18 protein-coding genes and 1 pseudogene are annotated in these 23,662 nt (G+C 70.4%); 8 read left to right on the plus strand and 11 right to left on the minus strand.

The genetic code is table 11. The features are described 5' to 3' along the window. Positions 1–324 precede the first annotated feature (324 nt). The gene (locus tag ABTX62_RS16695; protein ID WP_352116840.1) at positions 325–2,496 is read left to right on the plus strand and encodes a TerD family protein; all 2,172 of its coding nucleotides are present in this window, start codon (positions 325–327) and stop codon (positions 2,494–2,496) included. A 797-nt stretch (positions 2,497–3,293) separates the two neighbouring features. Here ABTX62_RS16695 and ABTX62_RS16700 read toward each other — a convergent pair. The 5 genes from ABTX62_RS16700 to ABTX62_RS16720 form a co-directional block, all read right to left on the minus strand. Then, a complete protein-coding gene (locus ABTX62_RS16700) occupies positions 3,294–4,994 on the minus strand; it encodes an alpha-amylase family protein (RefSeq protein WP_352116841.1) in 1,701 nt (566 codons plus the stop codon). After that, a complete protein-coding gene (locus ABTX62_RS16705) occupies positions 4,985–5,989 on the minus strand; it encodes a TIGR03885 family FMN-dependent LLM class oxidoreductase (protein ID WP_352116842.1) in 1,005 nt (334 codons plus the stop codon). Before ABTX62_RS16705 ends, ABTX62_RS16700 begins: the two co-directional genes overlap by 10 nt. A gap of 230 nt (positions 5,990–6,219) precedes the next feature. After that, the gene (locus ABTX62_RS16710) at positions 6,220–7,098 is read right to left on the minus strand and encodes an SCO6745 family protein (protein ID WP_352116843.1); all 879 of its coding nucleotides are present in this window, start codon (positions 7,096–7,098) and stop codon (positions 6,220–6,222) included. A gap of 331 nt (positions 7,099–7,429) precedes the next feature. Then, complete coding sequence (locus ABTX62_RS16715; protein ID WP_352116878.1) at positions 7,430–7,816, minus strand: gas vesicle structural protein GvpA; 387 nt, start codon at positions 7,814–7,816, stop codon at positions 7,430–7,432. Positions 7,817–8,256: 440 nt separating this feature from the next. Further along, positions 8,257–8,742, minus strand: a complete 486-nt coding sequence (locus ABTX62_RS16720; RefSeq protein WP_352116844.1) for an ATP-binding protein — start codon at positions 8,740–8,742, stop codon at positions 8,257–8,259. Positions 8,743–8,915: 173 nt separating this feature from the next. Between ABTX62_RS16720 and ABTX62_RS16725 the strand changes: the two genes are divergently transcribed. Further along, a complete protein-coding gene (locus ABTX62_RS16725) occupies positions 8,916–9,278 on the plus strand; it encodes an STAS domain-containing protein (protein WP_352116845.1) in 363 nt (120 codons plus the stop codon). Positions 9,279–9,710: 432 nt separating this feature from the next. Here ABTX62_RS16725 and ABTX62_RS16730 read toward each other — a convergent pair whose 3' ends face one another. After that, positions 9,711–11,429: an acyl-CoA dehydrogenase family protein gene (locus ABTX62_RS16730; RefSeq protein ID WP_352116846.1), complete on the minus strand. Its 1,719-nt coding sequence runs from the start codon at positions 11,427–11,429 to the stop codon at positions 9,711–9,713. A gap of 80 nt (positions 11,430–11,509) precedes the next feature. Continuing rightward, complete coding sequence (locus tag ABTX62_RS16735; RefSeq protein WP_352116847.1) at positions 11,510–12,076, minus strand: PadR family transcriptional regulator; 567 nt, start codon at positions 12,074–12,076, stop codon at positions 11,510–11,512. 437 nt (positions 12,077–12,513) lie between these two features. Between ABTX62_RS16735 and ABTX62_RS16740 the strand changes: the two genes are divergently transcribed. The 3 genes from ABTX62_RS16740 (at position 12,514) to ABTX62_RS16750 (ending at position 15,870) form a co-directional block, all read left to right on the plus strand. Then, the gene (locus tag ABTX62_RS16740; protein WP_352116848.1) at positions 12,514–12,711 is read left to right on the plus strand and encodes a hypothetical protein; all 198 of its coding nucleotides are present in this window, start codon (positions 12,514–12,516) and stop codon (positions 12,709–12,711) included. Positions 12,712–12,899: 188 nt separating this feature from the next. Next, positions 12,900–13,520 carry an SRPBCC family protein gene (locus ABTX62_RS16745; protein WP_352116849.1) on the plus strand — a complete coding sequence of 207 codons (621 nt, stop codon included), beginning with the start codon at positions 12,900–12,902 and terminating at the stop codon, positions 13,518–13,520. Between the two features lie 31 nt (positions 13,521–13,551). Beyond that, positions 13,552–15,870, plus strand: a complete 2,319-nt coding sequence (locus ABTX62_RS16750) for an FdhF/YdeP family oxidoreductase (RefSeq protein WP_352116850.1) — start codon at positions 13,552–13,554, stop codon at positions 15,868–15,870. A gap of 829 nt (positions 15,871–16,699) precedes the next feature. On the opposite strand, the gene ABTX62_RS16755 is transcribed toward ABTX62_RS16750, so the two are convergent. The 3 genes and pseudogenes from ABTX62_RS16755 to ABTX62_RS16765 form a co-directional block, all read right to left on the minus strand. Continuing rightward, a complete protein-coding gene (locus ABTX62_RS16755; RefSeq protein ID WP_352116851.1) occupies positions 16,700–18,136 on the minus strand; it encodes a GH1 family beta-glucosidase in 1,437 nt (478 codons plus the stop codon). A gap of 80 nt (positions 18,137–18,216) precedes the next feature. Continuing rightward, positions 18,217–19,140 carry a carbohydrate ABC transporter permease gene (locus ABTX62_RS16760; protein WP_352116852.1) on the minus strand — a complete coding sequence of 308 codons (924 nt, stop codon included), beginning with the start codon at positions 19,138–19,140 and terminating at the stop codon, positions 18,217–18,219. A gap of 12 nt (positions 19,141–19,152) precedes the next feature. Then, positions 19,153–19,617 (minus strand): annotated as a pseudogene (locus tag ABTX62_RS16765) (carbohydrate ABC transporter permease); the annotation flags it as partial. A 29-nt stretch (positions 19,618–19,646) separates the two neighbouring features. Here ABTX62_RS16765 and ABTX62_RS16770 point away from each other — a divergent pair. Both ABTX62_RS16770 and ABTX62_RS16775 read left to right on the plus strand, forming a co-directional pair. Beyond that, complete coding sequence (locus ABTX62_RS16770) at positions 19,647–20,063, plus strand: hypothetical protein (RefSeq protein WP_352116853.1); 417 nt, start codon at positions 19,647–19,649, stop codon at positions 20,061–20,063. A gap of 176 nt (positions 20,064–20,239) precedes the next feature. Further along, positions 20,240–20,569: a hypothetical protein gene (locus tag ABTX62_RS16775; protein WP_352116854.1), complete on the plus strand. Its 330-nt coding sequence runs from the start codon at positions 20,240–20,242 to the stop codon at positions 20,567–20,569. A 78-nt stretch (positions 20,570–20,647) separates the two neighbouring features. Here the strand turns inward: ABTX62_RS16775 and ABTX62_RS16780 are convergent, their stop codons facing one another. Next, the gene (locus tag ABTX62_RS16780; protein WP_352116855.1) at positions 20,648–21,925 is read right to left on the minus strand and encodes a C40 family peptidase; all 1,278 of its coding nucleotides are present in this window, start codon (positions 21,923–21,925) and stop codon (positions 20,648–20,650) included. Between the two features lie 652 nt (positions 21,926–22,577). Here ABTX62_RS16780 and ABTX62_RS16785 point away from each other — a divergent pair. Continuing rightward, positions 22,578–23,489 (plus strand): hypothetical protein, encoded by a 912-nt coding sequence (locus tag ABTX62_RS16785; RefSeq protein ID WP_352116856.1) that lies wholly within the window; start codon positions 22,578–22,580, stop codon positions 23,487–23,489. The last annotated feature ends 173 nt before the right edge of the window (positions 23,490–23,662 follow it).

Genomic DNA, 23,662 nt, shown 5'->3' on the forward strand with positions numbered 1-23,662 from the left:
TCTCATACTGCGGGTCGGCGATCAGCTCGCCGCGAGTGCACACCCGGCGCACACAACCAACTCACCGGCTTCCCTGCCCCCGCACGCCGCTGCTCGGCAGGTAGCACGACCAAGACGGCCTTCAGTACGTCGGCCGCACCATCAACCTCGCCCTTTCGGAGGGGGTTGCGGCCGCCGGCCTGCTCGCTCCAGGGCGGCACGGTCATCCGTGGGCAGGCTGGTCCTGCTCCGCCTTCCCTGTTGACTGGCGTTTTGAAGCCGTGAGGCAGTGTGCGGGCAGGAAACCCGGTGCGTCGGTTCGTACAGATCTGCGATCATCCCCGAATGGCGCACGGTCTGGAATCACTGGTCATCCGACACACCCACCGCATTCCCTCCCCCAAGGGCTCCGCCGGAGAGGGCGCCGCCGCCGCGCGGCAGTTCGACGCGACGCTGGCCTCCGTCGGCTTCAAGCTCTCGGCGGAGGCGCTGGAACGGCTGTCCGGGCTGTCGGAGGCCGCCGTCGTTCACACCGCCAAGCGGACGCTGCGCACCGTGAGCGAGATGGTCGGCGACCACGTCCGGCACAACTCGTACTTCATCGACTTCCCGGCGAACGTACCGGACACCGAAGAGTTCTGGATGCGGTGTGTGACCAAGGCGCTCGCCGACGACGCGTCGCGCGGGAACGTACTGACGCAGCTGGCGCACGGGGTGCTGGACCTGCTCACCCTGCCCACGTACGGCCGCTACCAGCACACCTACGAGGAGATGCTCGCAGCCCAGGACGAGCTGATCGCCTCGGCGGGCGACCGGGTGACCGTCCTGCACCTCGGCCGCGACCTGGACGACGAACTCACCGACCTCTACCTGGCCCTGGCGGGCAGTACGACGCCGCTCGGCGACGACCACCTGGGCGATCTCGGGATCCTCGCCGAGCGGTGCTCGCTCGGACCCCAGCCGGAGTCGATCCCGGTCAGGGAGAACCGCGCGATCGTCAACGAGGCACGTCTCGCCGTCGGCGCGGACCTCCTGCTCGACACCGTCGTGGATGTGCTGCGGCTGGCCTGCGCCGTCTCGGGCGGCGACGTGACGCTGCAGGAGCCGACCCGGTTCCGGGGCTTTCCCCGGCCGGTGCGCCGGAAGCTGCTCGCGGGCCTTGATGCCGTGGTCGCTGCGAACCCCGCCGGGCTGGCCGACGTACACGCCTACCGCGAGCCGTTCAAGCGACTCGGCGAGCGTCTTCACCCGCACGAGTATCCGCAGTGGCCGTGCGCGGCCGATGTGTTCGCCGTGGCCCGGGGCGAGAAGGAGGCGCGGTCCTTCGACAGCCGCTTCGAGAAGCTGCTCGACGCGTCCGACGTCCTCGGTGCCGTGCGGTTGCTGAAGTCCGCTCCCGGCAAGTTGTTCCGCGCGCTGGACCTTCTGTTGCGTATCGCCGCAGATCAGGCGGAGCGCGACGCGGTGGTGGCCGCCGCGGTGGAGACGGCTCCCGAGGTCTCCGGCCGGGTCGTGCTGTCCGTCCGCGAACACTTCCAGAACCGGGAGCGGGCGAGCGACCAGCCCCGGATCTTCGTCAACCGCCGAGGCCGCGGCTGGGTCGTTGCCGACGCCCGGCCGCAGGTACCCGCCGCCGACCGCGACCGCCTGATCACGGCCCTCGACGCCGAGATGCGCCGCAGGCTTCCGGCACCGGGCCGGCTGCTGCTCGACCCCGAAGTTCTCGACGTGGCACTCCCGCTCAGCGGCAGGGCGACCGCGGCCGGGCTCGGAGTGCTTCCGCGTGGTTCGATCTCGGCGGTCGACGGCGAGCAGCTGCGCTTCTTCGTGTACTGGAAGCAGGCCGAGAAGCGGACCGACTACGATCTCTCGGCCCTGCTTCTCCACACCGACTACAGCACCGATGACTGGCTCTCCTACACCTCCCTCAAGGCTGTCGGGGGCAAGCACTCGGGCGATGTCACCGAGGCGCCCGACGGGGCCTCGGAGTTCATCAACCTCTCCCTTGACCGGGTGCGCAGCACCTTCATCGTTCCGCAGGTCAACATCTACGCCGGCGAGGGCTTCGAGGAGACCGAGGAGTCCTTCTTCGGTTTCATGGTGCGCGACGGCGAGCAGAAGGGCCGGCCGTTCGAGCCGCGCACGGTGCGGATGAAATCGGAGCTGCGCGGCGTGGGCCGAGTGGCGTTGCCGCTGGTGTTCCGGCGTGAGGACGACGGCCGGTGGCGCGCGAAGTGGCTGCACCTGTACCTGAGGGGCATCTCCTCGGCCAACCGGGTCGAGGAGAACCAGATGTCGGTGTCCAAGGTGGTGCGTGCCCTCGTGGAACGCGAGTACCTGACGGTGCGCTACCTGGTCGGCCTGATGTCCGACGGCGGCACGGCCGTGGAGGTGTGGGACAGCGAGTCCGTCCTGGACGAGCCGGTCACGTACATCGGGCTCGAGCGCCCCGAGAGGCTGCCCGCGGGCTCCCGGGTCGTCACCCTCGAAAACCTGCGCGACCTGATCCCGGGCTGAGTGCTAGCGTTAGCGTCGGCGAGGCCATGGAGGGACTTCCTTCTCACTCCTTTCCTGAAACAAGTTCCTCCGCTTTCCTCGCCCTCGACGTCGCTCCGGGCGGTGCCCGCGCTCACCGCGCGTGCGCCGCCCGAGCGGTTTTCTGGCCCGGATTGCTCGGGAGACACAAGCCCGGAGGTTACGCGCCGCCCTCGACCAGTTGCGCCGGTTCAGCCGAACGACGTGAGCGACTACGCCGTCGAACATCTCGGAGTGGCGTCATGGGGCTCGGACCCGTCCCAGGATGGAATTCCACGAATCAGAGGAACCCCGGCCGTCGCGCGGCCGGGGTTTTTCAAGGCGGTGAGTATCGGTCAGCCGGTGGAGCTGCCCACGCGGTGGACAGCTCGTCTACGGGTAGACGTGGCCGCCGACTACGAGTACTTCGCCGAGGGCTGCGTCCCGGTCCTCAGCACGTGGGCAGGCACGAGGTGGAGAAGCGGGCCGTCGGGGCGCACGACGCCTTTCCGACGCGGTCCGGTGGGGGCCGCAGGCGTGAATGCGGTTGTTGTGTGCCGCTGCCGTCGGTCCGGAGCGGCTGATCCACCACACGCGGCCCGCGGCGGTGGCCATGCTCCGGGAGGGCAGTTCCGCTGACCTGGTTCTCGCCACGTCCGACCGGCCGCGCAACCCGCCACTGCGGGGCCACGGTCGGATCGGATGACCGTCGCGCCGGTGAGCCGGCGGGTCGGGCCGCCTCCGCGCAGGCGCTCAGTCGTTGGTGCCCGCTGGATCTCTGAGTCCGGGTGGGCGCCGGGTCAGTCGGTGGCGACCCTTTCGGGGTCGTCGCCCGGGGTGCCGACGCGCAGCCACCGGTATCCGTAGGCGGGCAGTTCGACGGCGAGCCGACCGTCGTCGGGCACGGTGGATCCCGCGTGCCCTTCGTCGAGCAGATCCGTCAGCCTCCCACCGGCCCCCGCCTCGGACAGTCGTATCCGCGCGGTGACGGGCCGGCCGGCGAAGTTGTGCAGGGCCAGGACGCTCCCGTCGGCGGTGTGGCTGACGTGGGCGAGGACGGAGCGCTCCCCGCTCTCGACCAGCCGGTACTCGCCCCAGGCCAGCTCGGGAGCCTCCCGGTAGCGCTCGGCGAACAGGCGTATGCGGCTGAGCAGGGAGCCGGGATCGCGGCTCTGCTCGTACACGTTGACCTTCTGCGGTGCGAACGCGCCCTCCGGCAGAGGATTGGGGAAGGTGCCGGGTGCGGCGGTGGAGAACCCGGCGCCGGGCTCCGGCGTCCACTGCATGGGCGTGCGGACGGCCTGACGGCCCTCGGCGGCCAGGTTCTCGCCCATACCGATCTCCTCGCCGTAAAAGAGCACGGGGGTGCCCGGCAGGGTGAACAGCAGGCTGTAGGCGAGTTCGACACGGCGGCGGTCGCCGTCGACCATGGGCGGCAGCCTGCGGCGCAGACCACGGTCGTACAGCTGCATGTCCTTGCCGGGGCCGAAGGCGGCGAAGACCTCGGCGCGTTCGTCGTCGCTCAGCTTGTCGAGGGTCAGCTCGTCGTGGTTGCGCACGAACGTGGCCCAGTGGGCGTCGCGTGGGGCCGCGGGCCGTTCGCGCAGCGCGGCGGCGAGCGGCCCCGCGTCCGCGCGCGCCATCGACAGGTACATCTGCTGCATCCCGACGAAGTCGAAGCACATGGTCAGCTCGTCCCCGCGGTCCGAGTCGGGATCCCCGAAGAACCGGCAGAGGTCGTCGTACGGCAGGTTGACCTCGCCGAGCAGTACGGACTCTCCGTTGCGGCGGCCGAGGAAGGCGCGCAGGTCGGCGAGGTACTCGTGCGGGTCGGGCAGCGCGTCGGCGTCGTCCTGCCCGTCCGTCTCCAGCAGGAACGGCACGGCGTCCACCCGGAACCCGGACAGTCCGAGCTGTGTCCAGAAACCCATGATCCGGGCTATCTCGTCGCGCACGTCGGGGTTGGCGACGTTGAGGTCGGGCTGCTGCTTGTAGAAGCGGTGCAGGTAGTACTGCCCACTGCCCTCGTCGTACTCCCACAGGCTGTCCTCAGCGTCGGGGAAGACCACTCCCTCGGGCCCGTCCTCGGGGGGCTCGTCCTTCCAGACGTACCAGTCGCGATGGGCGGAGTCCCGGCCGGATCGGGCGTCCTGGAACCAGGGATGGTCCTCGGAGGTGTGGTTGACGACGAGATCGGCGATCACGCGGATGCCGCGGTCCCGGGCGGTGCGGACGAACTCGGTGAAGTCGCCGAGCGTCCCCAGGCGGGGGTCGACACCGTAGAAGTCCGTGATGTCGTATCCGTCGTCGCGTTCCCGCGTCGGGTAGAAGGGCATCAGCCATACGCAGGTCACGCCGAGTCGCACCAGGTGGTCGATGCGTTGCGTGAGCCCCGCGAAGTCGCCGACCCCGTCGCCGTTGCCGTCCTGGTACGTCTCGACGTCCAGGCAGTACACCACCGCGTTCTTCCACCACAGGTCGGACGTGCGAGTCAAACGCATCGGTACTCCTCGGCCGTGGCGGGCAACGGGCGGGTGACGTCGAGCCGTGGCAGCACCTCGGCGCCGAACGCGTCGATGAACGCGCCCTGTTCACGACCGACGTGGTGCAGCATCACCGAGTCGAAGCCGAGTTCGGCGTACTCGTGGAGCCAGGCGGCGTGCCGGCCGAGATCGGACGAGACGTTCACGGTGCCCGCCACCTGCTCGGGCGTCACGTGCTCGCTGACGATGTCGAAGAGTTCGGCGGAGTCCAGGTCCCAACTGACCGGAGGCGCATGCACGTTGGTGCGCCACTGGTCGTGCGCCAGCGCGAGGGCCTGGTCGTCGTCGGGTGCCCAGCTCAGGTGCACCTGGAGGTGGACCGGTCCGCGCCCTCCCGCGTCGCGGTAGGCACCGATGATCTCGCGCAGCCGTTCCCGCGGGGCGTTGACGGTGATCAAGCCGTCCGCCCACTGCGCGCACCAGGCCGCTGTGGCCGTGCTGCACGCGGCTCCGATCAGTGGCGGTACGGCGGGCGGCAGCGTCCACAGCCTGGCCCGGTCCACGGTGACGAGTCCGTCGTGGCTGACCTCCTCCCCGTGCAGCAGGGCGCGGACGACATCGACGCACTCGCGCAGCCGTGCCTGGCGGACCTCCTTACGGGGCCAACCGGCTCCGGTGATGTGTTCATTGGACGCTTCTCCACTGCCGAGCGCCACCCAGAACCGGCCCGGGTACATGGATGTGAGGGTGGCGACCGCCTGGGCGATGATCGCCGGGTGGTAACGCTGGCCGGGGGCGTTCACCACGCCGAACGGCAGTTGGCCGGTGGCCTGGAGGGCGGCGCCGAGCCACGACCAGGCGAACCCGGATTCCCCCTGCCGGACGCTCCACGGCGAGAAGTGGTCCGAGCACATGGCGGCGGTGAACCCCGCTTGTTCCGCGTGCGCCACCGCGGCGAGCAGGTCCGCGGGCGGTGTCTGCTCGTGCGAGGCGTGTAACCCGTAAACAGTCATGCCGAGCGGTTACCCCCGGGATCCCCATGCAGCGGAGAGCGGGCCGGAAGAAGCCCGCGAAGCCGGTGTGCCCCGGCGGACCGTCGGCGCGAACGGCTCGCCTCTCGGGGAGTTCGTCCCGTCAGCGGCCAAGGGGCCAGGAGTTCTGTGTCGGGCCGGCCCCACAGCATCACGGCGGGTTCGCGGAGGCGGTCTCGGTGAGCCGGTGGCGACCGGGCCAACCTGAGGTGTCAACCCGTGGACTTCCACGTGCCCTCGGTGAGTCCGACGGGATTGCCGGTCGGGATGATTCCGGAGTCCAGGACTCTTCGTGCGAGTGGTTCGAGAAGGCGGGCGAGGCGGGTGGTCGCGTCGGCGCCCAGCGCCTGCCACGGCGTCAGGGCCGCCGCGTCCGTGTCCGCCTCCATCTGCTCATGAGCGGTCGCGCCGGCCCCGGTGAGGCGCCCCTCCTCGTCGATCCAGCCGCGCTCACGCAAGTTCACCTGCGCCGCACGCCATCGCTCGGCGTTCCACTGACGGATGCGCTGCTGGAACTCGGCGTCCGTTTCCCCTGTGGCGCTCTTGAGCACCAGCGCCTCGACCGGTCCCAGACGGCGGCCCACCAGCACGGCGACGTGGCCGTCGCCGCGGTGTTCGCGCAGAGTGGTCACGGCCTGCCAGAGCCTGACGTGGGGTTGGGCCGGGCGGGGCAGGGCCTGATTGGCCGCGCCGAGCACCCGTCCCGCCGTGTCCGCGGCGCGGGCGGCCTCCCAGGCGAGGTCGGCGGCCTCCGCCAGCTCGGCGGAGGCGACGACGTCCGGACCGAAGAAGCTGGTCATCGCGGCACCCATGGCCTGCTCGCGCGTTTCGAGCACCTGCTGCGGGGATGCGGCGGCCCAGGCGTCCGGCAGCGCGCTCGCCGCCCGGTCGGGGTGGAAGACGTAGAAGGAGCTGGTGACCACGGAGGCGGGAACCGGGCCGAGAGGTGCCGCGCGCAGGGCGAAATAGCCCTTCCAGTAGCCGCGCAATCCGAGACCGTCCGCGGCCTCGCGCAGCTCGGGGGTGAAGTAGACCAGTTGGTGGACCGGTTCGAACCTCTCCCACATCACCCGTGCGACGTTTTCGCTCATCTTCAGGCCCTCCCGGCTCGTCCTGCGCGGCTGCGGCGAACGCCGAGAGGCAGCATCCATCATGACAGCGGTCATAACAACCCCCGGCCTGTCGAACACTGGCCCCTGGGCCAGGCTCTCGACCGGGCCCGGCTCGTGGCGTTGCCGTACCGACAGGACCAGGACCCGTCCGGACGATCGTTCACGGGGCTCGTGACGCCGGTGGTGAGCCGAGGTGTCCCAGGGCCTGGACTTGGCGCAGGCGGTCGCCTTGCCCGTCGTCGTCGCGGAGCGTGCCACCCGCCGCCGTCACGGGGCGTACCGCCCGACGAGTCGGCATAAGCTCTGTCACCTATGCGCGGCGCCGTGTGCCCTGGTGTTGCCTGCCCTCGTCGCGGGCTTGCTGGAAGGCGTCGGTGATCGCCTCCGCGGCACCGGACAGAGCTCCCTTGGTCTTGCCGCGGGCGCCGGACTCGGTGACTTTGCCCGTGAGCTCCGTGAGTCCGGCCGGCTTGCGAGGCCCCGCCTCCAGGTCGAGTCGGTTGCACGCCTCGGCAAAACGCAGGTAGGTGTCCACGCTGGCGACCACGATCCGTATGTCGATCTTGAGGATCTCGATGCCGACGAGGGAGACCCGCACAAACGCGTCGATCACCAGCCCTCGGTCGAGGATCAGTTCCAGAACGTCGTAGAGGCCGCTGGAACCGCCCCCGCCACCCTGCTGCGTCGCGATGGTCATCGCGGCCACCCCTCGTCGTCTGTCCATGTGCGCGTAGTACCGCCCGGCGCTGTCTGCCGTTGCGACGCAGCTTGTGAATGCGGGTAACCCCTCCCCCTTGAGATCAAACGCACGTGCGAGTGTTTGGCGAGGTGGACCCCTGGGCGGAGGTCGTCGTCCCTTCCCGAGGCCGGTGTACATCGCCGGCCGGAAGCCAGGGCCGGGGGTCGTGCTCGGAGCCGTGACCACCCGGCTGCTGCGCGGCGACGTCCCGGAGGGTGATCAGCCGCACTGACTTGATCACATCGCTGTGTGGTGTCGGCAGTCTTCCCACCGACAACCCACGGACCCTTCTTCCCCTCCTGGGTGACGCGAAAGGGGCAACGTCGACGTCGACACCGCCCGGGCCGTCCCTCTGCGATCCACCGCTTCACGGCAGGGCGGACGGGGAGCGCTGTCTGCTACTGCGGGCGGCGTCCGGCGACGCCCCCGCCCGGATCGTCGGGCAGGGCGATGCGGGCAGTGACGCGCTTGCCGACCGGTTCCCGCTGGATCTCGAAGCCCTGGGCGACAGCCAGGACGATCTCCAGTCCGTGCTGGCCGACTCGTCCCGCATCAGCGGCCCGGGCCACCGGCAGCACGGGGTCGCTGTCCCACACGACCACTTCCACCACAGCGCCAACCACGCGCAACTCCATCAGCACCGGCCCGGGAGCGTACTTGCGGGCATTGGTGACCAGCTCGCTGACCACCAGCTGCGTCAGATCCATCGCACGCGCGGACACCGGAATGCCGTGCTCAGCCTGCACGCGGGCCAGGAAGGCCACCGCGCGATGCCGTGCCTCGGCGATGCAGGACCCGTCGCCGTCCAGTGCGACGGTGTCTTGTATCGGAGGGGCTTCAGGCCGCAGGTTGCCGCCCTCCGAGACTGATTCAGCCCGATCCATCCGTTTCCCCCCGTTCGCCCGCCTGCACATACCCCGCACTCCGCCTCGCACGCCCGTGATGTCGGACACACAGAGAGAGCCGAACACGCGTTCACCGTAGTATCGGGGCAGGCTGCCAGCGCACATCGTGTCGGGGGCCATGAGCCCCACGGACGAGCGCAGTCGAGGGAACAGTGACTGAGACCCACGGAGCAGCCCGGCCCGGGCTGTCGATCGACCACACCACCATCGACGACATCCGCGTGGTCACCCTGCGCGGCGAGATCGACCACACCGTCACGAGCGAGCTCACGGAGGCCCTGCTGTCCCACGGCAGCGTGACGCGGCCGAGGACCGTGATGGACCTCAGCGGTGTGACCTTCATGGACTCCAGCGGCATCAACGTCCTCATCGCCGCCCACCAGGCCCTGGGTGACGCGCAGGGATGGCTGCGCATGGCCGGAGCCCAGGATTCGGTGCTGCGGGTCCTTCAGCTCGTCGGCCTGGACCAAGTGATCGGCTGCCATCCCACCGTCGAACGGGCCCTGGCCCCCTGACCGGCGCTGTGCCGGGCAACGGCGTGGTGCGGTACCGATGCCGAGCTTGGTGGGGTTCGTCGGCCTTCGCAGCCTGGCGGCGGAACAGGTGTCGCCGTTGAGATCAGCGAGCGCTGCGTTGAGGTCCGTCTTCCGAGCCTCGGGCACCGGTGCCCGCCCAGCCGCAGCGAGTTCGACCGTCCTCCGAGACCGACTCCGCCCACTCGGTCGGGGTGTGCTGAGCAGATATGTGCCACGTGAGCAGGTGGGCAAGCTTCTCGTCGGAGAGGCTTGCCCACCGCTTCCCCTGGGCCCACTCGACCGCTCGGCGTTCCGGGATCGGGATCGGGATGAAGCCCTGTCACCCGGGGTGCGGCGATTCCAGGGCCATGGTGTGAGCGTCACTGCTCCCGGGGCCCTGACCGTCGGTAGCCGGGTCTCCCGGGCGGGCTGTCACGGCGCCATCTCGTACGCCCCGGACAGTGCTTCCACCCGCTCCCAGACGCGCTCCGAACGTGCTGCGTCGACGACGGGACGCCGGACGGCAGCGAGCGCCCAGCGCTGCTGATCCACCGTGGCGGAGTTCTTGCCGTGCAGTTCTACGGCGAAGGCGGAGAAGTCGCGCACGAGGACGGAGAAGAGTTCGTCGAGCACGTCCTCGTCGAGGTCCGTCAGGCGGGCCTGCTCCAGGATCAGCTGGCCGTGCACCACCAGCGCGAACAACTGGCCGACGGCGAGCAGGAGATCGAGGTCGCGGCTCTGCTCCTCGTCGGGGGCCGCCGTGGTGACGAATTCGCACAGGGCGTCGGCCTGCTCCCGGAAGCGGGCGACGTTCGGCACCGCGGCGTATGCGTCGTAGGCGGGGCGCCAGTCGTGGAAGCGCACGGAGCCAAGCCCACGGGCCGGGCCCTGCTCGAAGAGGAACGTGTCGTCGGCGGCGTCGAGGCGGGTCGGTACGGGCTCGAACTCGGCCGGGTGCAGAAGGTGGTTGCGCATGAACTTGAGGATCAGTGCGAGGTTGACGTGCACCGTGCCCTCGAGCTTGGGCAGCCCACGGATCTCGACGGCGGCCTGTGCGAAGTAGGTGTCCTTCTCGAAGCCCTTGGCGGCGAGCACGTCCCACATCAGGTCGATGACCTTCTCGCCCTCCGTGGTCACCTTCATCTTCGTCATCGGGTTGAACAGCAGATAGCGGCGATCCTCCGGCGAGGCGGAACGGAAGTAGTCGACGGCGCGGTCGCTGAACAACTTCATGCCGGCGAGGCGGACGTACGCGTCGGCCAACTCCCGCCGCACGTGCGGAAAGGCGGTGACGGGGCGGCCGTACAGGATGCGGTTGTGCGCGTGGGTGATCGCCTCGTACATCGCGTGCTCGCAGATGCCGATCGAGGCGGTGCACAGGTTGAACTTGCCTACGTTGACGGTGTTGAGGGCGGCGTCGAAGGCGGCGCGACCCGTGTGCAGGACGTCGTCCGGGCCCACGGGGTAGTCCTCGAGTCGGAACTCACTGACGTACTTCGACGAGTCGACGACGTTCTTCACGAGGTGATAGGCCGGGTGACGGCTGTCGGCGGCGAAGAAGACATAGCCGTCCGGGCCCTCGATGTCGCTGCGTCGGCCGAAGACCGAGACGAGCCCGGCGGCGTTGCCGTTGCCGATGTAGTACTTGGAGCCCGTCGCCCTGAAGCCGCCGTCGCCGTCCGGCGTCAGCAGCATGTCGGTGGAGTAGATGTCCGCGCCGTGGGTCTTCTCGGAGAGACCGAAGGCGAACACCTCGCCCTGCGCGAGGAGTTCCGCCGCGCGGGTGCGAGCAGCGGTGTTGCCGCTCTGCCAGACCGGGCCGAGACCGAGGATGGTCACCTGCCATGCGTACCAGTAGTCGAGACCGTAGAACCCGAAGATCTCGTTGAGGGCCGCGATGCGGGCCGTGTCCCAGCGCTGGTCCTGGTGTCCGGCGGCGGACGCCGGGGTGAGGAAAGTGGAGAACAGCCCTTCCTCGGCCGCGAACGCGAGAAAGTCGGCCAGCCAGGCGCGGGAACGGTAGTCCTCGATGAGCCTGCGCTTGCCGCGGTCCTCGAACCAGTCGACGGTGGCACGAAGCAACCTGCGGGTCTCGGCGTCGAACTGCGCCGGGTCGTACGTACGGGGGTTGAAGAGGAGGGGGTCGGCCATGGAGGTCCGCCTTCCGAGGGTTGAGGGTGGAGGGTGCGTGTCTGAAAATCGCGGTGCGCGAGCGGCCGGTGGCCGGCGGGTCAGGCAAGCGGGGGTGAGGTGCCGAGCCGACGGAGGGTGGTGAGTACGTCGTCGAGCCAGGCGATGGTCATCCGCTCGTACGCGATGCCGCCGCGCAGCACGACATGCTGCAGTTCCTGACCGGCGTCGAGCGGGGTGGGAGCTGCCGGGCCGGTGAAGTCGCGCCGTTGCCCGGCCAGATAGTGCGCGAGCCGGTCGCTGTGCACCTGGCGGTGGCGTTCGACTTCACGGATCAGTACGGACGGGTCGTCGAAGGCCGCGCCGCGGATCTTCACGGCGAGTTCGTGCCGCATGCTCTCGGGTTGGATCGGTTCGTGCAGCCACTGAGAGAGGATGGCGCGGCCGGGGCCCACGACGGAGTACTCCTTCTTGTCCGGCCGTCCCTGCTGCGGCAGCTCACGGACGGCGAGCAGGCCCTCGCTCTCCATGCGCTTGAGGACGCGGTAGATCTGCTGGTGCGTGGCGGTCCAGAAGTATCCGATGGACCGCTCGAACCGCCGGGCCAGCTCATAGCCGGAGCCCGGCTTCTCCAGCAGGGAGACGAGGATCGCGTGCTCGAGCGCCATACCGCGATCTTCGTATGCAACTCGTTGCATAGCCAAGTGGCACCGCACAGGTGAGACGGGGCTCACGCGGGGCGGCGGTGGACGGCCCGCCCGCCGCCGAAGGGATCGGCCCCCTTCATGCCGAACGGGGCGGGCCGACGGGAGCACGGCCTGCTTCGGGCGCGGGTCCCCTCCTTGTGTGTGGTGGGGGCGGTCACCCGCAGGACCGGGTGGGGCGACCATCGCGTCTGAGCCGTGGGAGCGGGCTGGCGGGCTCCGGGGCGCGCCACCCGAACCCACTCGGCCGACCTTGGTCATGTTGGCCACAGCGTTGCCTTCCGGCACCGCATCGTCGTGCGCCTCGGCCGCATCCTCGATCTTTTGCCGGAGTCCCTCAACCGCGTCGACGGCGTGATCGTCTTCGCCGCCCTCCCTCGCCGACGCGCGGTGACTGGCGGGTGGACGCGCAGGGGGTGAAGCTGGAGAGGACCGGTCGGCCGGGATTCGCCGCCCGGCCGCCGCTGCCACGCACCGTCCAGACCCAGCTCGACAACCGCCTCGCCGGCCTCTCACCGGGCGGCGAGGCCGACTCCGGCGACACGATCGTCGCGGGCATGCGCGGCGACTGCCCGCACCGACCGCGCAGTCGGCGCTGACCGGCGGTCTCAGCCGCCGCAGGAAGGCCCCGGTACGGACCTGCCCCACTCGTGGCCGGGATCGCTCGGGACACCGGCGCTCCGGGGCGACTCGAAGTACACGATGGGGGAACCGGAAGAGAAAACCTGGCGCAGAAGGGGAGGCCGGGTACCGGACGCCCAGCTCCGTCACCGGAAGAGAGACGACGATGACGCACGAAGACGACGCCCAGCAGGCCGTGCCGAACACCCCGGTCATGCGCCCGGACGGCGACGGCGTCGCGCGCCGCCGTCCCCTGCGGGGGCGGCACGTCGAGGAGACGGTCGAGGTCGCGGTGCCGGTGCGGACGGCGTACAACCAGTGGACGCAGTTCAAGACCTTCCCGCGCTTCTCGGCCCTGGTGCACGGCGTCGAGCAGATCAGGCCCACCGTGACCGCCTGGACCCTCCGCTACGGCCCTCTGCGCCGGCGCTTCGCGGTCGAGATCGTGGAGCAGGACCCCGACTCCTTCCTGGCCTGGCGCGGTCTGGAGCAGAGCCCCTCCCATCAGGGCGAGATCGAGTTCGCGCCGACGGAGTCCGGCGGCACCGCGATCACCGTCCGAATGTTCCTGGAACCGCAGGGAGCCGCGAGGATCCTCACCGGCTCGTCCCGGGCCGCCCGGCTCACCGCGCGGCTGGTGCACGGGGAACTCATGAACTTCAAGCGGTTCATCGAAGGGCTGGGGCAGGAGGGCGGGGCCTGGCGCGGCACCATCCGCAACGGCCGTGTACAGCACGATCAGCCGGAACCGCCCCGGAGCCGTGTGGCCCAGTGGCCCGTCGGCTGACGCGCGGACCGGACAAGAGAAAGGCGAACCGATGCAGAACCCGCCCGGCGAGGAGCCGGAGACCGCCCTCTCCGTGACACCGCCGAAGAAGTGGGCGGCCGGCGTCCCCGCGGTCGTGCACGCGCTGGACTACTCCCTGGAGCAGACCTCCCCCCGCAAGACCGGGGTGGACCTGCTGACCATGAACCAGGTGGGCGGGATCGACTGCCCGGGCTGCGCGTGGGCGGATCCGGCCCCGGGCCGACGTCATCGCAACGAGTACTGCGAGAACGGCGCGAAGCACATCAACGACGAGGCCACCACGCGCCGGATCACCGCCGACTTCTTCCGCGAGCACAGCGTCTCCGACCTGGCAGCGCGCTCCGACATGTGGCTCAACCAGCAGGGCCGGCTCACCGAGCCGATGATCAAACGGCCCGGCTCCGAGCACTACGAGCCCCTCAGCTGGAACGATGCCCTGGGTCTCCTCGCGCAGGAGCTGAAGGCGCTGCCCTCCCCGGACGAAGCCGTTTTCTACACCTCCGGCCGCGCCGGCAACGAGGCCGCCTTCGTCCTGCAGCTCTTCGCCCGCGCCTTCGGCACCAACAACCTGCCCGACTGCAGCAACATGTGCCACGAGTCGAGCGGCTTCGCCCTGAGCGAGACCCTGGGCACCGGCAAGGGCACCGTCAGCCTCGACGACCTCCACCACGCCGACCTGATCTTCCTGGTCGGGCAGAACCCGGGCAGCAACCACCCGCGCCAGCTCACCGCCCTGGAGGAGGCCAAGCGCAACGGCGGCCGGATCGTGGCGGTCAACCCGCTGCCGGAGGCCGGGCTACGGCGCTTCAAGAACCCGCAGAAGGCACGCGGGGTCGTCGGTCGCGGCACCCAGATCGCCGACCGTTTCCTGCACATCAAGCCCGGCGGCGACCTCGCCCTGTTCCAGGCCCTCAACCGCCTGTTGCTGGAGGCCGAGGACGCCCGGCCCGGCACCGTCCTGGACCACGACTTCATCAACGCCCACACCACCGGCTTCGAGGAGTTCGCCGAGCACGCCCGCACCGTCGACTGGGACGACGTGCGCACCGCGACCGGACTGAGCCGCGAGGAGATCGAGAAGGTCCGTGACGAGGTCCTGAAGAGCGAACGCGTCATCGTCTGCTGGGCGATGGGCATCACCCAGCACAAGCACGGCGTGCCCACCGTCCGGGAGATCGTCAACTTCCTGATGCTGCGCGGCAACCTGGGGCGCGCAGGTACCGGCGCCTGCCCGGTGCGCGGCCACAGCAACGTGCAGGGCGACCGCACCATGGGCATCTGGGAGCAGATGCCGGACACCTTCCTCGACGCCCTGCAGAAGGAGTTCGGCTTCGATCCGCCGCGCCCGCACGGTCTGGACTCGGTGGACTCGATCAAGGCGATGCGCGAGGGCCGCGTCAAGGTCTTCCTCGCCCTGGCCGGCAACTTCGTCCGTGCCGCTCCCGACAGCGCGGTCACCGAGGAGGCGATGCGCTCGTGCCGGCTGACCGCCCACATCTCCACCAAGCTCAACCGCTCGCACACCGTCTGCGGCGACACCGCGCTGATCCTGCCGACCCTGGGGCGCACCGAGCGTGACGTCCAGGCCGACGGCGAGCAGTTCGTCACCGTGGAGAACTCCATGAGCGAGGTGCACACCTCTCAGGGGCGCCTCGAACCGGCCTCCCCGCTGCTGCTCAGCGAAGTCGCCATTCTGTGCCGGCTCGCCCGCCGCACCCTGGACGGAAAGGCGGACATCCCCTGGGACGAGTTCGAGGGCGACTACGGCACCATCCGCGAGCGCATCTCCCGCATCGTGCCGGGCTTCCACGACTTCAACGCACGGGTGGCACGCCCCGGAGGCTTCCAACTGCCCAACCCGGTCAACGAGGGCGTCTTCAGGAACAAGGTCGGCAAGGCCCTGTTCACCTGTAACGAGTGCGTGGTCCCCCGGGCGCCCGAGGGTCATCTGCTGCTGCAGACGCTGCGCTCGCACGACCAGTGGAACACCGTCCCCTACACCAACGACGACCGCTACCGCGGCATCCACGGCAGCCGCCACGTCGTGCTCGTCAACCCGGCCGACCTGACCGAACTCGGCCTCGCCCAGGGCGATCACGTCGACCTGGTGAGCGTCTGGGCGGACGGCACGGAGCGCCGGGCCGAGAACTTCGAGGTGGTGCCCTACCCGGCCGCCAAGGGCTCGGCCGCCGCCTACTATCCGGAGACGAACGTCCTGGTGCCGCTGGACAGCGTCGCCGACATCAGCAACCAGCCCACGTCCAAGGGCATCGTCGTCCGTCTCGAACCCACGCCCGCCCGGACGCGGACACAGCCCACACCCGCCTGACCGGTGGAACGACCGCGACGGGGCCCGCGACGACAGCGGGCCCCGTCGGGCGGTGAGGGCTCGCGGCAAGCGGCGCCCCGGCGGCCGGGATCATGAAGGCCGCCGCGACCAGCACGAGCGGGACCAGAAGCAGCGGGCGACGGCCCGTCGACGGACGCGGGCGGGTGGGTGGGCTCGCCCGCCCGCGTGCCTGCCGTCAGGGCTGTCGGCGGGCCTGTTCGGCGGCCTGGTCGGCTGCCGCGTGTTCCGTCCTGGCGCCGGCGGTGCTCAGACGCCCGCCGCTGCTTTCCGGTCTTTCACGGTGGGGTCCTCCAGGCCTCATGGCCGGCGCCACGGTCACCACCGCGGTGGATGTTCCGCCAGATGGGGTCCGTCCTCGGCCGCAGCATCCTCGGCACCATCGTCATCACGCACCCCCATCACCTGGAGGGTCGGCTGGTCTCCGGCGACGTGCCCGGCCCGGGCGCCGCCCGCATACCGTCGGCGTCCTCCACGGTGACACCGCCGCCGACATGCCGGCGCCGCTCGCCCGCACCGTCACCGAGTCCGCCGCCTGGGCCGTCACCGGCGCCGCCGTCCATCTCCGCCTGCTCATCGGCGGCAGCGCGCTGCTGGTCATCGCGATCGCACCGCGATCTTCGTGCGGCACCGCAACACACCGGCGCCGGCGTAATCGGCCCGCTGAGAGACAGGCGTCTGCGGCGCTTCGGGGGACGCCGGAAGCGCGCCGGGCCCGGACCCCCGGGCCCCGTCGCCCGTTCGGGCGGGCGGACGGGGGCGGTCCGGCGATGCGTCACCTCGCACCACGTCGGGTGTGCCGCGGGTCCGGTCAGGCTCCCGGCAGTACCCCGGTGCGGGCGACCTGGGAGGACCAGCGGGCGCTGGCCTTGGGGATGCGGGTGCCGGTCGGATAGTCGACGTACACGGCGCCGAAGCGCTTGCTGTAGCCGTGGGCCCACTCGAAGTTGTCCAGCAGGGACCACAGGAAGTAGCCGCGCACGTCCGCGCCGTCCAGGATCGCCTGGTGGACGGCGGCCAGATGGCCTCGCACATACGCGATCCGGGCCGGGTCGTTCACCTGGCCGGAGGGGTCGGCGTAGTCGTCGAAGGCAGCGCCGTTCTCGGTGACGACCAGCGGCAGCCCCGGGCAGTCGGAGGCGAGCCGGCGCAGCAGCTCGTAGAGGCCGCTGGGGTCGATGGCCCAGCCCATCGCGGTGGTGTCGCCGGGCGGCTGGTGGAAGGCGACCCGGTCGGCTCCCGGCCACGGGCTGTGGGCGCTGTCGCCGTGTCCGTCGGAGGTGTGGGTGCCGTTGTCGTCCGCTTCGGAGACCAGGGTGGGGCTGTAGTAGTTGACGCCGAGGAAGTCCAGCGGCTGGTGGATCAGCTGCAGGTCGCCCTCCTGGACGAAGGACCAGTCGGTCAGCTCGGCGGTGTCCTTGAACAGGTCCTCCGGGTAGATGCCGGTCAGCATCGGGCCGGTGAAGACCCGGTTGGCGAGGGCGTCAATCCGGCGGACCGCGTCGGCGTCGCCGTCCGTCGCGGTGAGCGGGCGGACGTGGTGGATGTTCAGGGTGACCGAGACCTGTGCGTCGGCGCGGAACCGGGCACGCAGCGCCTGGACGGCCAGACCGTGTCCCAGGTTGAGGTGGTGGGCGGCGCGCAGGGCGGCGACCGGGTCGGTGCGGCCGGGGGCGTGCACGCCGGAGCCGTAGCCGAGGAAGGCGCTGCACCAGGGCTCGTTGAGCGTGGTCCAGGTTTTCACCCGGTCGCCGAGAGCGTCCGCCGCGAGGGCCGCGTACTCGGCGAACCGCTCGGCCGTGGCGCGCTCGGGCCAGCCGCCGGCGTCCTCCAGCTCCTGCGGCAGGTCCCAGTGGTACAGGGTGGCGACGGGCTGGATGCCCTTCTCCAGCAGCTCGTCGACGAGGCGCCGGTAGAAGTCCAGGCCCTTCTGCACGGCGGGGCCGCGGCCGGTGGGCTGGACGCGGGGCCAGGCGAGGGAGAAGCGGTAGGCGCCCAGGCCGAGTTCGGCCATGAGGGCGACGTCCTCGCTGCGGCGGTGGTAGTGGTCGGTGGCGATGTCACCGGTGTCGCCGTTGCGGACCCGGCCGTGGGTGCGGGCGTAGGTGTCCCAGATGGACGGCGTGCGACCGTCCTCCGCCGCGGCGCCCTCGATCTGGTAGGCGGCCGTCGCGGAGCCCCAGAGGAAACCCCTGGGGAAGGTGCGGGCGGTGTCCGGGGTGGATGCGGTCTGCTGTGCGGTGACCACGTGGGTCCTTTCGGGGTAGGGGGTTGCGCAGGCGGAGGCCTGGCAGGGGGTCGGTGTGCGGGCGGTCCGGGCGCGGCGGGTCAGCCCTTGACGGCGCCCGCCATGATGCCGCTGACGATCTGACGGCCGAAGACGATGAACATCGCCAGCAGTGGCAGCGTGCCGAGCAGGGCACCGGCCATGATCAGCGACTGGTCGCGGACATACCCGGCGCTGAGCTGGGTGAGGGCGACGGGGACCGTCGGGTTGGTCATGTCGAGGACCACGAACGGCCAGAAGAAGTCGTTCCAGGCGTGCACGAACGTGATCATGAACAGGACTGCCATCGCGGGCCGGGCGACCGGAAGCACGATGCTCCAGAAGATCCGCAGCGAGTGGGCTCCGTCCACGCGTCCTGCCTCGACGAGTTCGTCCGGCAGCGCCTCCGACAGGTACTGCCGCATGAAGAAGACGCCCACCGCGCTCACCAGCGTCGGGAAGATGACGGCGGGCAGCTGCTGGGACCAGCCCAGCTCGGCCATCATCATGAACAGCGGCACGACGCCGAGCTGCGGCGGCACCAGCATGGTGCCGATGACCAGCATGAGCAGGGCGTTGCGGCCCTTGAACCGCAGCTTGGCGAAGGCGAACCCGGCGAGCGTCTCGAACATGACCGTGGACAGGGCGATCACCCCGGCCACGATCAGGCTGTTGATCATGGCCTTGCCCATCGCGGCCTCGTCCCAGGCCCGGGCGAGGTTGCTGAACAGGTTCGGGCCGGGCAGGAAGGGCGGCGGGGTCTGGCTGACCCGGGTGTTGTCGGTGGAGGCGGCCACCATCGTCCAGTACAGCGGGAAGATCGACAACACCGCCATGACGGCGAGCAGCACGTAGGCGAGGGGCCCGGCGTGGTGCTGGCGACCGGCGCGCGGGCGCAGCAGCCGACGGCCCCCGCGCCCGGCCGGATCGTCGGCGGAGGTCCGGGCCGCGGTGCCGGTCCGGGCCGGGAGACTCTGAGTGGTCATGATGACTCCAGGTCAGGACGTGCGGGAGCGTGCGCGCTTGACGAGGCGCTGCCCGAGGAAGACGACGACGAGCAGCAGGAACATCGCCCAGGCCACGGTCGCCGAGCGACCCATCTGGTAGTTCTTCCAGCCCTCCTCGTACAGCAGCAGCCCCAGCGTCTGGTACTGGTTGTCCGCGCCGCCGCTCACCCCGTTGGGGCCCTGGCCGAAGATCAGCGGCTCGCCGAACAGCTGGGTGGCGCCGATGGTCGAGAGCACGATGGTGAAGACGATGGTGGAGCGGATCCCGGGCACGGTGACGTGGGTGAACTGCTGCCACCGGGAAGCGCCGTCGAGGGCGGCCGCCTCGTAGCGGTCGGCGGGGATGGCCTGCATCGCGGCCAGGTAGAGCAGCGCGTTGTAACCGGTCCAGCGCCAGATCACGATGGTGGAGATGGCGGCCTGGGCGGGCCACTTGTCGGCCTCTGCCGGTGCCGGGCCTGGCGGATCTGGCCGTCCCGCGCACCATGAGCACGCGGGGCGCCGGGCAGGCCGACCACATCATGGCGGCCTTCCCCAGCAGCACGAGGCACCGTGTCTACCGCGAGATCGTGGTGGAGACGGCCGAGATACTCGCCCGGCAGGCGCAGGCGGGGGAAGAGGGCGCGAAGACCGCGGACGTCACCGACCTGTTCGACTGTTACCTCATGGACCTGGCGTCCATCGCGATCACCGACGACTACCGGATGAACGCTGCCAGGGAACCCAACTACACGGCGAGGGTGTACAACGCCTACAAGGACCTGCTGCGCGCCCGGCTGCAGGACAACACCGCGCTGCGCGATCTCCTGCCGACGAACAAGAGCCTCCTCGGCGTGATCAACGACTTCCGTCGCATCGGCACGCACATGGCGTTCAACAACCGCGGCGACAGCATCCAGTAGGCCGACGCCACCTGAAGGTGGCCACCCGTTGGCCGGTGCGTCGGCGCCGACCCGCGCATCGGCAGCGCGATCGACGTCGCCGACCGCACGAACTCGCCGCGCTGCTGCGGAATGTGCGTCGCGAAAAGACCGACTGGTCACACCCGCCCCCTGCGGGCCACCGTATCGTGCCGCGCTTGCACTCCGCGCCGACGGAGATCGTGGGAGGGGGCGACGACGGGAGCGTGCGGGCCGTGCGCGTCACCGGTGCGAGCGGCGACGCGCTGGTGCCCTCCACGACCGTGTTGCGCGCCATCGGTTTCCGGGGCGCGCCGGTGCCGGGACTGCCGTCCGACGAGGCGACCGGAACAGTTCCGCACGACAAGGGGCGGGTGACCGGACTGACGGGCGCATATGCCACGCCAGCCCACCTGCCGCACCACCCCGCCCCCAAGAAGATCCACAGGCACCAGGCTGGGGAAGGAACGCCGAACGCCACATGGCCCCGGCGCCACGTCAGGTCCTGAACCGGGCACACCCTGCTGGGACCGTCCGGACGAACTCGGCCGGCCACAGACGTCACCCCGCCGACGGCCAGGCCGACATCAGGCCGGGCGCACCACACCCTTGATCGCCGACTGACCGGCGAAGAAGACCGACTCCTCTCGGATGCGCGCTCCCGGACCTGGGGCGTGGATCATCACGCCGCCGCCGCTCCAGATGCCGACGTGGCTGAGGTCGTCATGGAAGAAGACCAGGTCTCCCACCTGGATCTCAGTGAGCGCGACCTGCAACCCCGCCCTCCACTGGGCCTCGGTGGTGCGGGGAAGCGTCACGCCGGCGGCCTTCCACGCCGCCTGGGTGAGTCCTGGGGCGTCAAACGACCCCGGCCCGGCCGCGCCCCAGACGCACGGTCGGCCGATCTGCCCTCGGGCGAAGGCGATCACCCGCTCGGTCTGGGTACTGTGGCCGACCGCCGGAGACAGCCAGGACCCGCCGTGGGCGGCTGACGCGACGCTGGTGACGGTGGTTTCCCCTGCCGCCGAGATGACCGGCGCAGTGAGGACGGCAACCGTCGTCGGCGCGGTGGGGACGGGTGCGGCGGCCGGTTCGACCGGCAGTGCCGGAGCAAGGGCCGCAGCGGCCGGTACAGGGACGCCCGGCAGACCGGCGTCATAGGTCGCGGTGTCAAAGGACGCGGCTTCATAAGGCGCGGTCCGGGCTGGACCGACGGGCAGCGCCGCAGCGGCCTGCGGGGCGGGCAGAGGCCCGGGCTCCGGGGCGAGGGCTGGTTCGGGCTCGTACAGAGGCCATCCCGCCACGCCCCCACCGGGAGTCAAGTGCGTGTCGGCACGCCAAGCGCTCTCGTCCTGTGTGGACTCGCCTGCCGCAGCCGGTGCGACGGGAGGGCCGGAGAGCCGCGGGAGAGCAGGCGTCGTCACCTGGGCCGATCCGCCGGTCAGCTCCCACACAGCATGGGTGGGCTCCTCGGGCTCCTTGGGCGCTTCGAGGGCGAGGGGCTCGGCGGGACGTTCCGCCGGGCGCGTGGATCGCGCCGTCCGGGGCGCGGCGTCGGGACGGACCGGCAGCCTCTCGTCCGGCAGCGAAGCCGGCACGGTCGGGCCCAGCTTGGCACGGGCGGCGTCGAACCACTGCCGGGTCAGGGATCCGAACGCGGGCTCCGGGTCTTCCTGGGAGCGGCCGCGGGTGCCCGCGTTCCGCTGGCGCGGGATCGCGGCGGCGCGGGCCGCGTTGGCGGCACGGGTCGCGTTGGCGGCACGGGTCGCGTTGAAGGTACCCGTGGCGTTCTCGGCCCGGTCGTAAAGGTGGTCGACATACCGACGCACCTCGTCAGGGCTCAGCGCTTCGCTCTCAGTCGCCACCGTGGCCACCAGCAGACGGCGAGAGCCGGGCCTCAGCAGCGACGTCCGTAGGTGCAAGGGAGTCGGCCTTGCCCGCCAAGTCGGCCACTGCGGGGCACGAGGTTCGTTCCGGCGCCATGGAAAGAGCGCTCCTTTCGTCCGAGCGTGCACGAGACCATCCACCCATCGGCGGAACTCGTGCAGTCGGTGACCAAGGTAGCCAACTTGTGAGCCTTCCGTGAAGATCCAAGCCCTGAATGCCCGATATGCTTTGGTGACCTTCACCGCTCCAACCGCACGCTGGTTCCACGCCGTTGCCCTACCGCCCCGTGGTCGCCCCCGGCGCCGGCGCTCATCGGCCCGGCCCACTCGGCCGGGCACCCCCTCCTCCGCAGTCCCCGCAGACCTTCCACTCAGGGACTACGACCAGGCCCAACCCACCACGGTGACGCGGCGGCTTGATGCACAGCAAAGCCCCTGTCCGATGTACGACTCCGACATCAGGTGTTGGCTGAAGCATCAACTCACCACACCGGAAACACAGTTGTCGCACATCCGTTGAGTTGGCAGACTCGCCTCGCCGACGGGATCACGCGGGCAAGCGTGCGAACACCCACGCGGAGGCATCACGTCGGCGGACGGGACTCACGTCATCTCACCAGGGGAAACATCCATGAATCTCAGCCTGCCCAGACGCGCCCTGGCCCGTGCCACCGCCACCCTCGCGTTGGCGCTGGCCATGGCCACCGGCACCACGGGCCTGCTCGCCGGGACGGAAGCACACGCCCTGCCGGTCACCGAAGGCTCCTTCAGCTTCCACGGTGACGAGGACGACTACATCAGCGGCGGCCGGTCCTACGCCTACGCGACAGCGTCCCAAGACCGCATGGACGTCTCCGGCAACACCGACAACAGGGTGGTCACCGTCTCCCTCGAGGGGGCGAACGGCGACTGGTGGACCCTGAACCTCGCGGCGCCGTCCGGGAAGACCCTGACGCCCGGGACCTACACCGGAGCCACCCGCTACCCGTTCAACGACGGGGCGGAACCGGGCCTGTCGCTCAGCGGCAACGGCCGCGGCTGCAACCAGCTCACCGGCACCTTCACCGTCGCCGCAGTGGAATTCGGCCCGCAGGGCTACGTGAAGAAGCTCGACGCCACCTTTGTGCAGCACTGCGAGGGAGGCACCCCGGCCGCGCGCGGTGAGGTCCACATCGAGAACCCGGCCCCGCCGGCCGAACTCGGCCTGGGCCTCGACATCGCCCTGGCCGGCACCGCCAGCTCCCTCAACGGCAAGGCCACCCTCCACGGCACGGTGAGCTGCAACAAGCCGGTGCAGGTGACCGTGGCGGGCGATGTCACGCAGGTGAAGAAGCGGGACCTCATCCGCGGTTCCTTCTACACATCGGTGTCCTGCACCCCGGGCGCCCCGGTCTCCTGGACCGGTACCGCCGTACCCACCGGCTCGGTCCCCTTCCAGAAGGGGAACGTCGAGGTCGAGGGCCGCGCGACGGCGACGGACCCGGACTACGACCTGCCGGTGACGGTCGGCGAGACCGTGGCGGTCCGCCTCACCCGGGTCTGATTCCCGGGTCTGATTCCCGGGTCCTGACGCACTGCCAGAGCCACATCGGCCGGCCCGGGGCCCGTTCCTCTCGAGGAGCGGGGCCCGGGCCGGATCTCGTCGCGCGGCGCCTGGACCACGGACGTCCTGGGGTGCGCTCCGCGACGGCGGAAGGGGCTGCCAGAACCAGTGCC

The organism is Streptomyces sp. NPDC096046 (assembly GCF_040303285.1).
Lineage (GTDB): Bacteria > Actinomycetota > Actinomycetes > Streptomycetales > Streptomycetaceae > Streptomyces.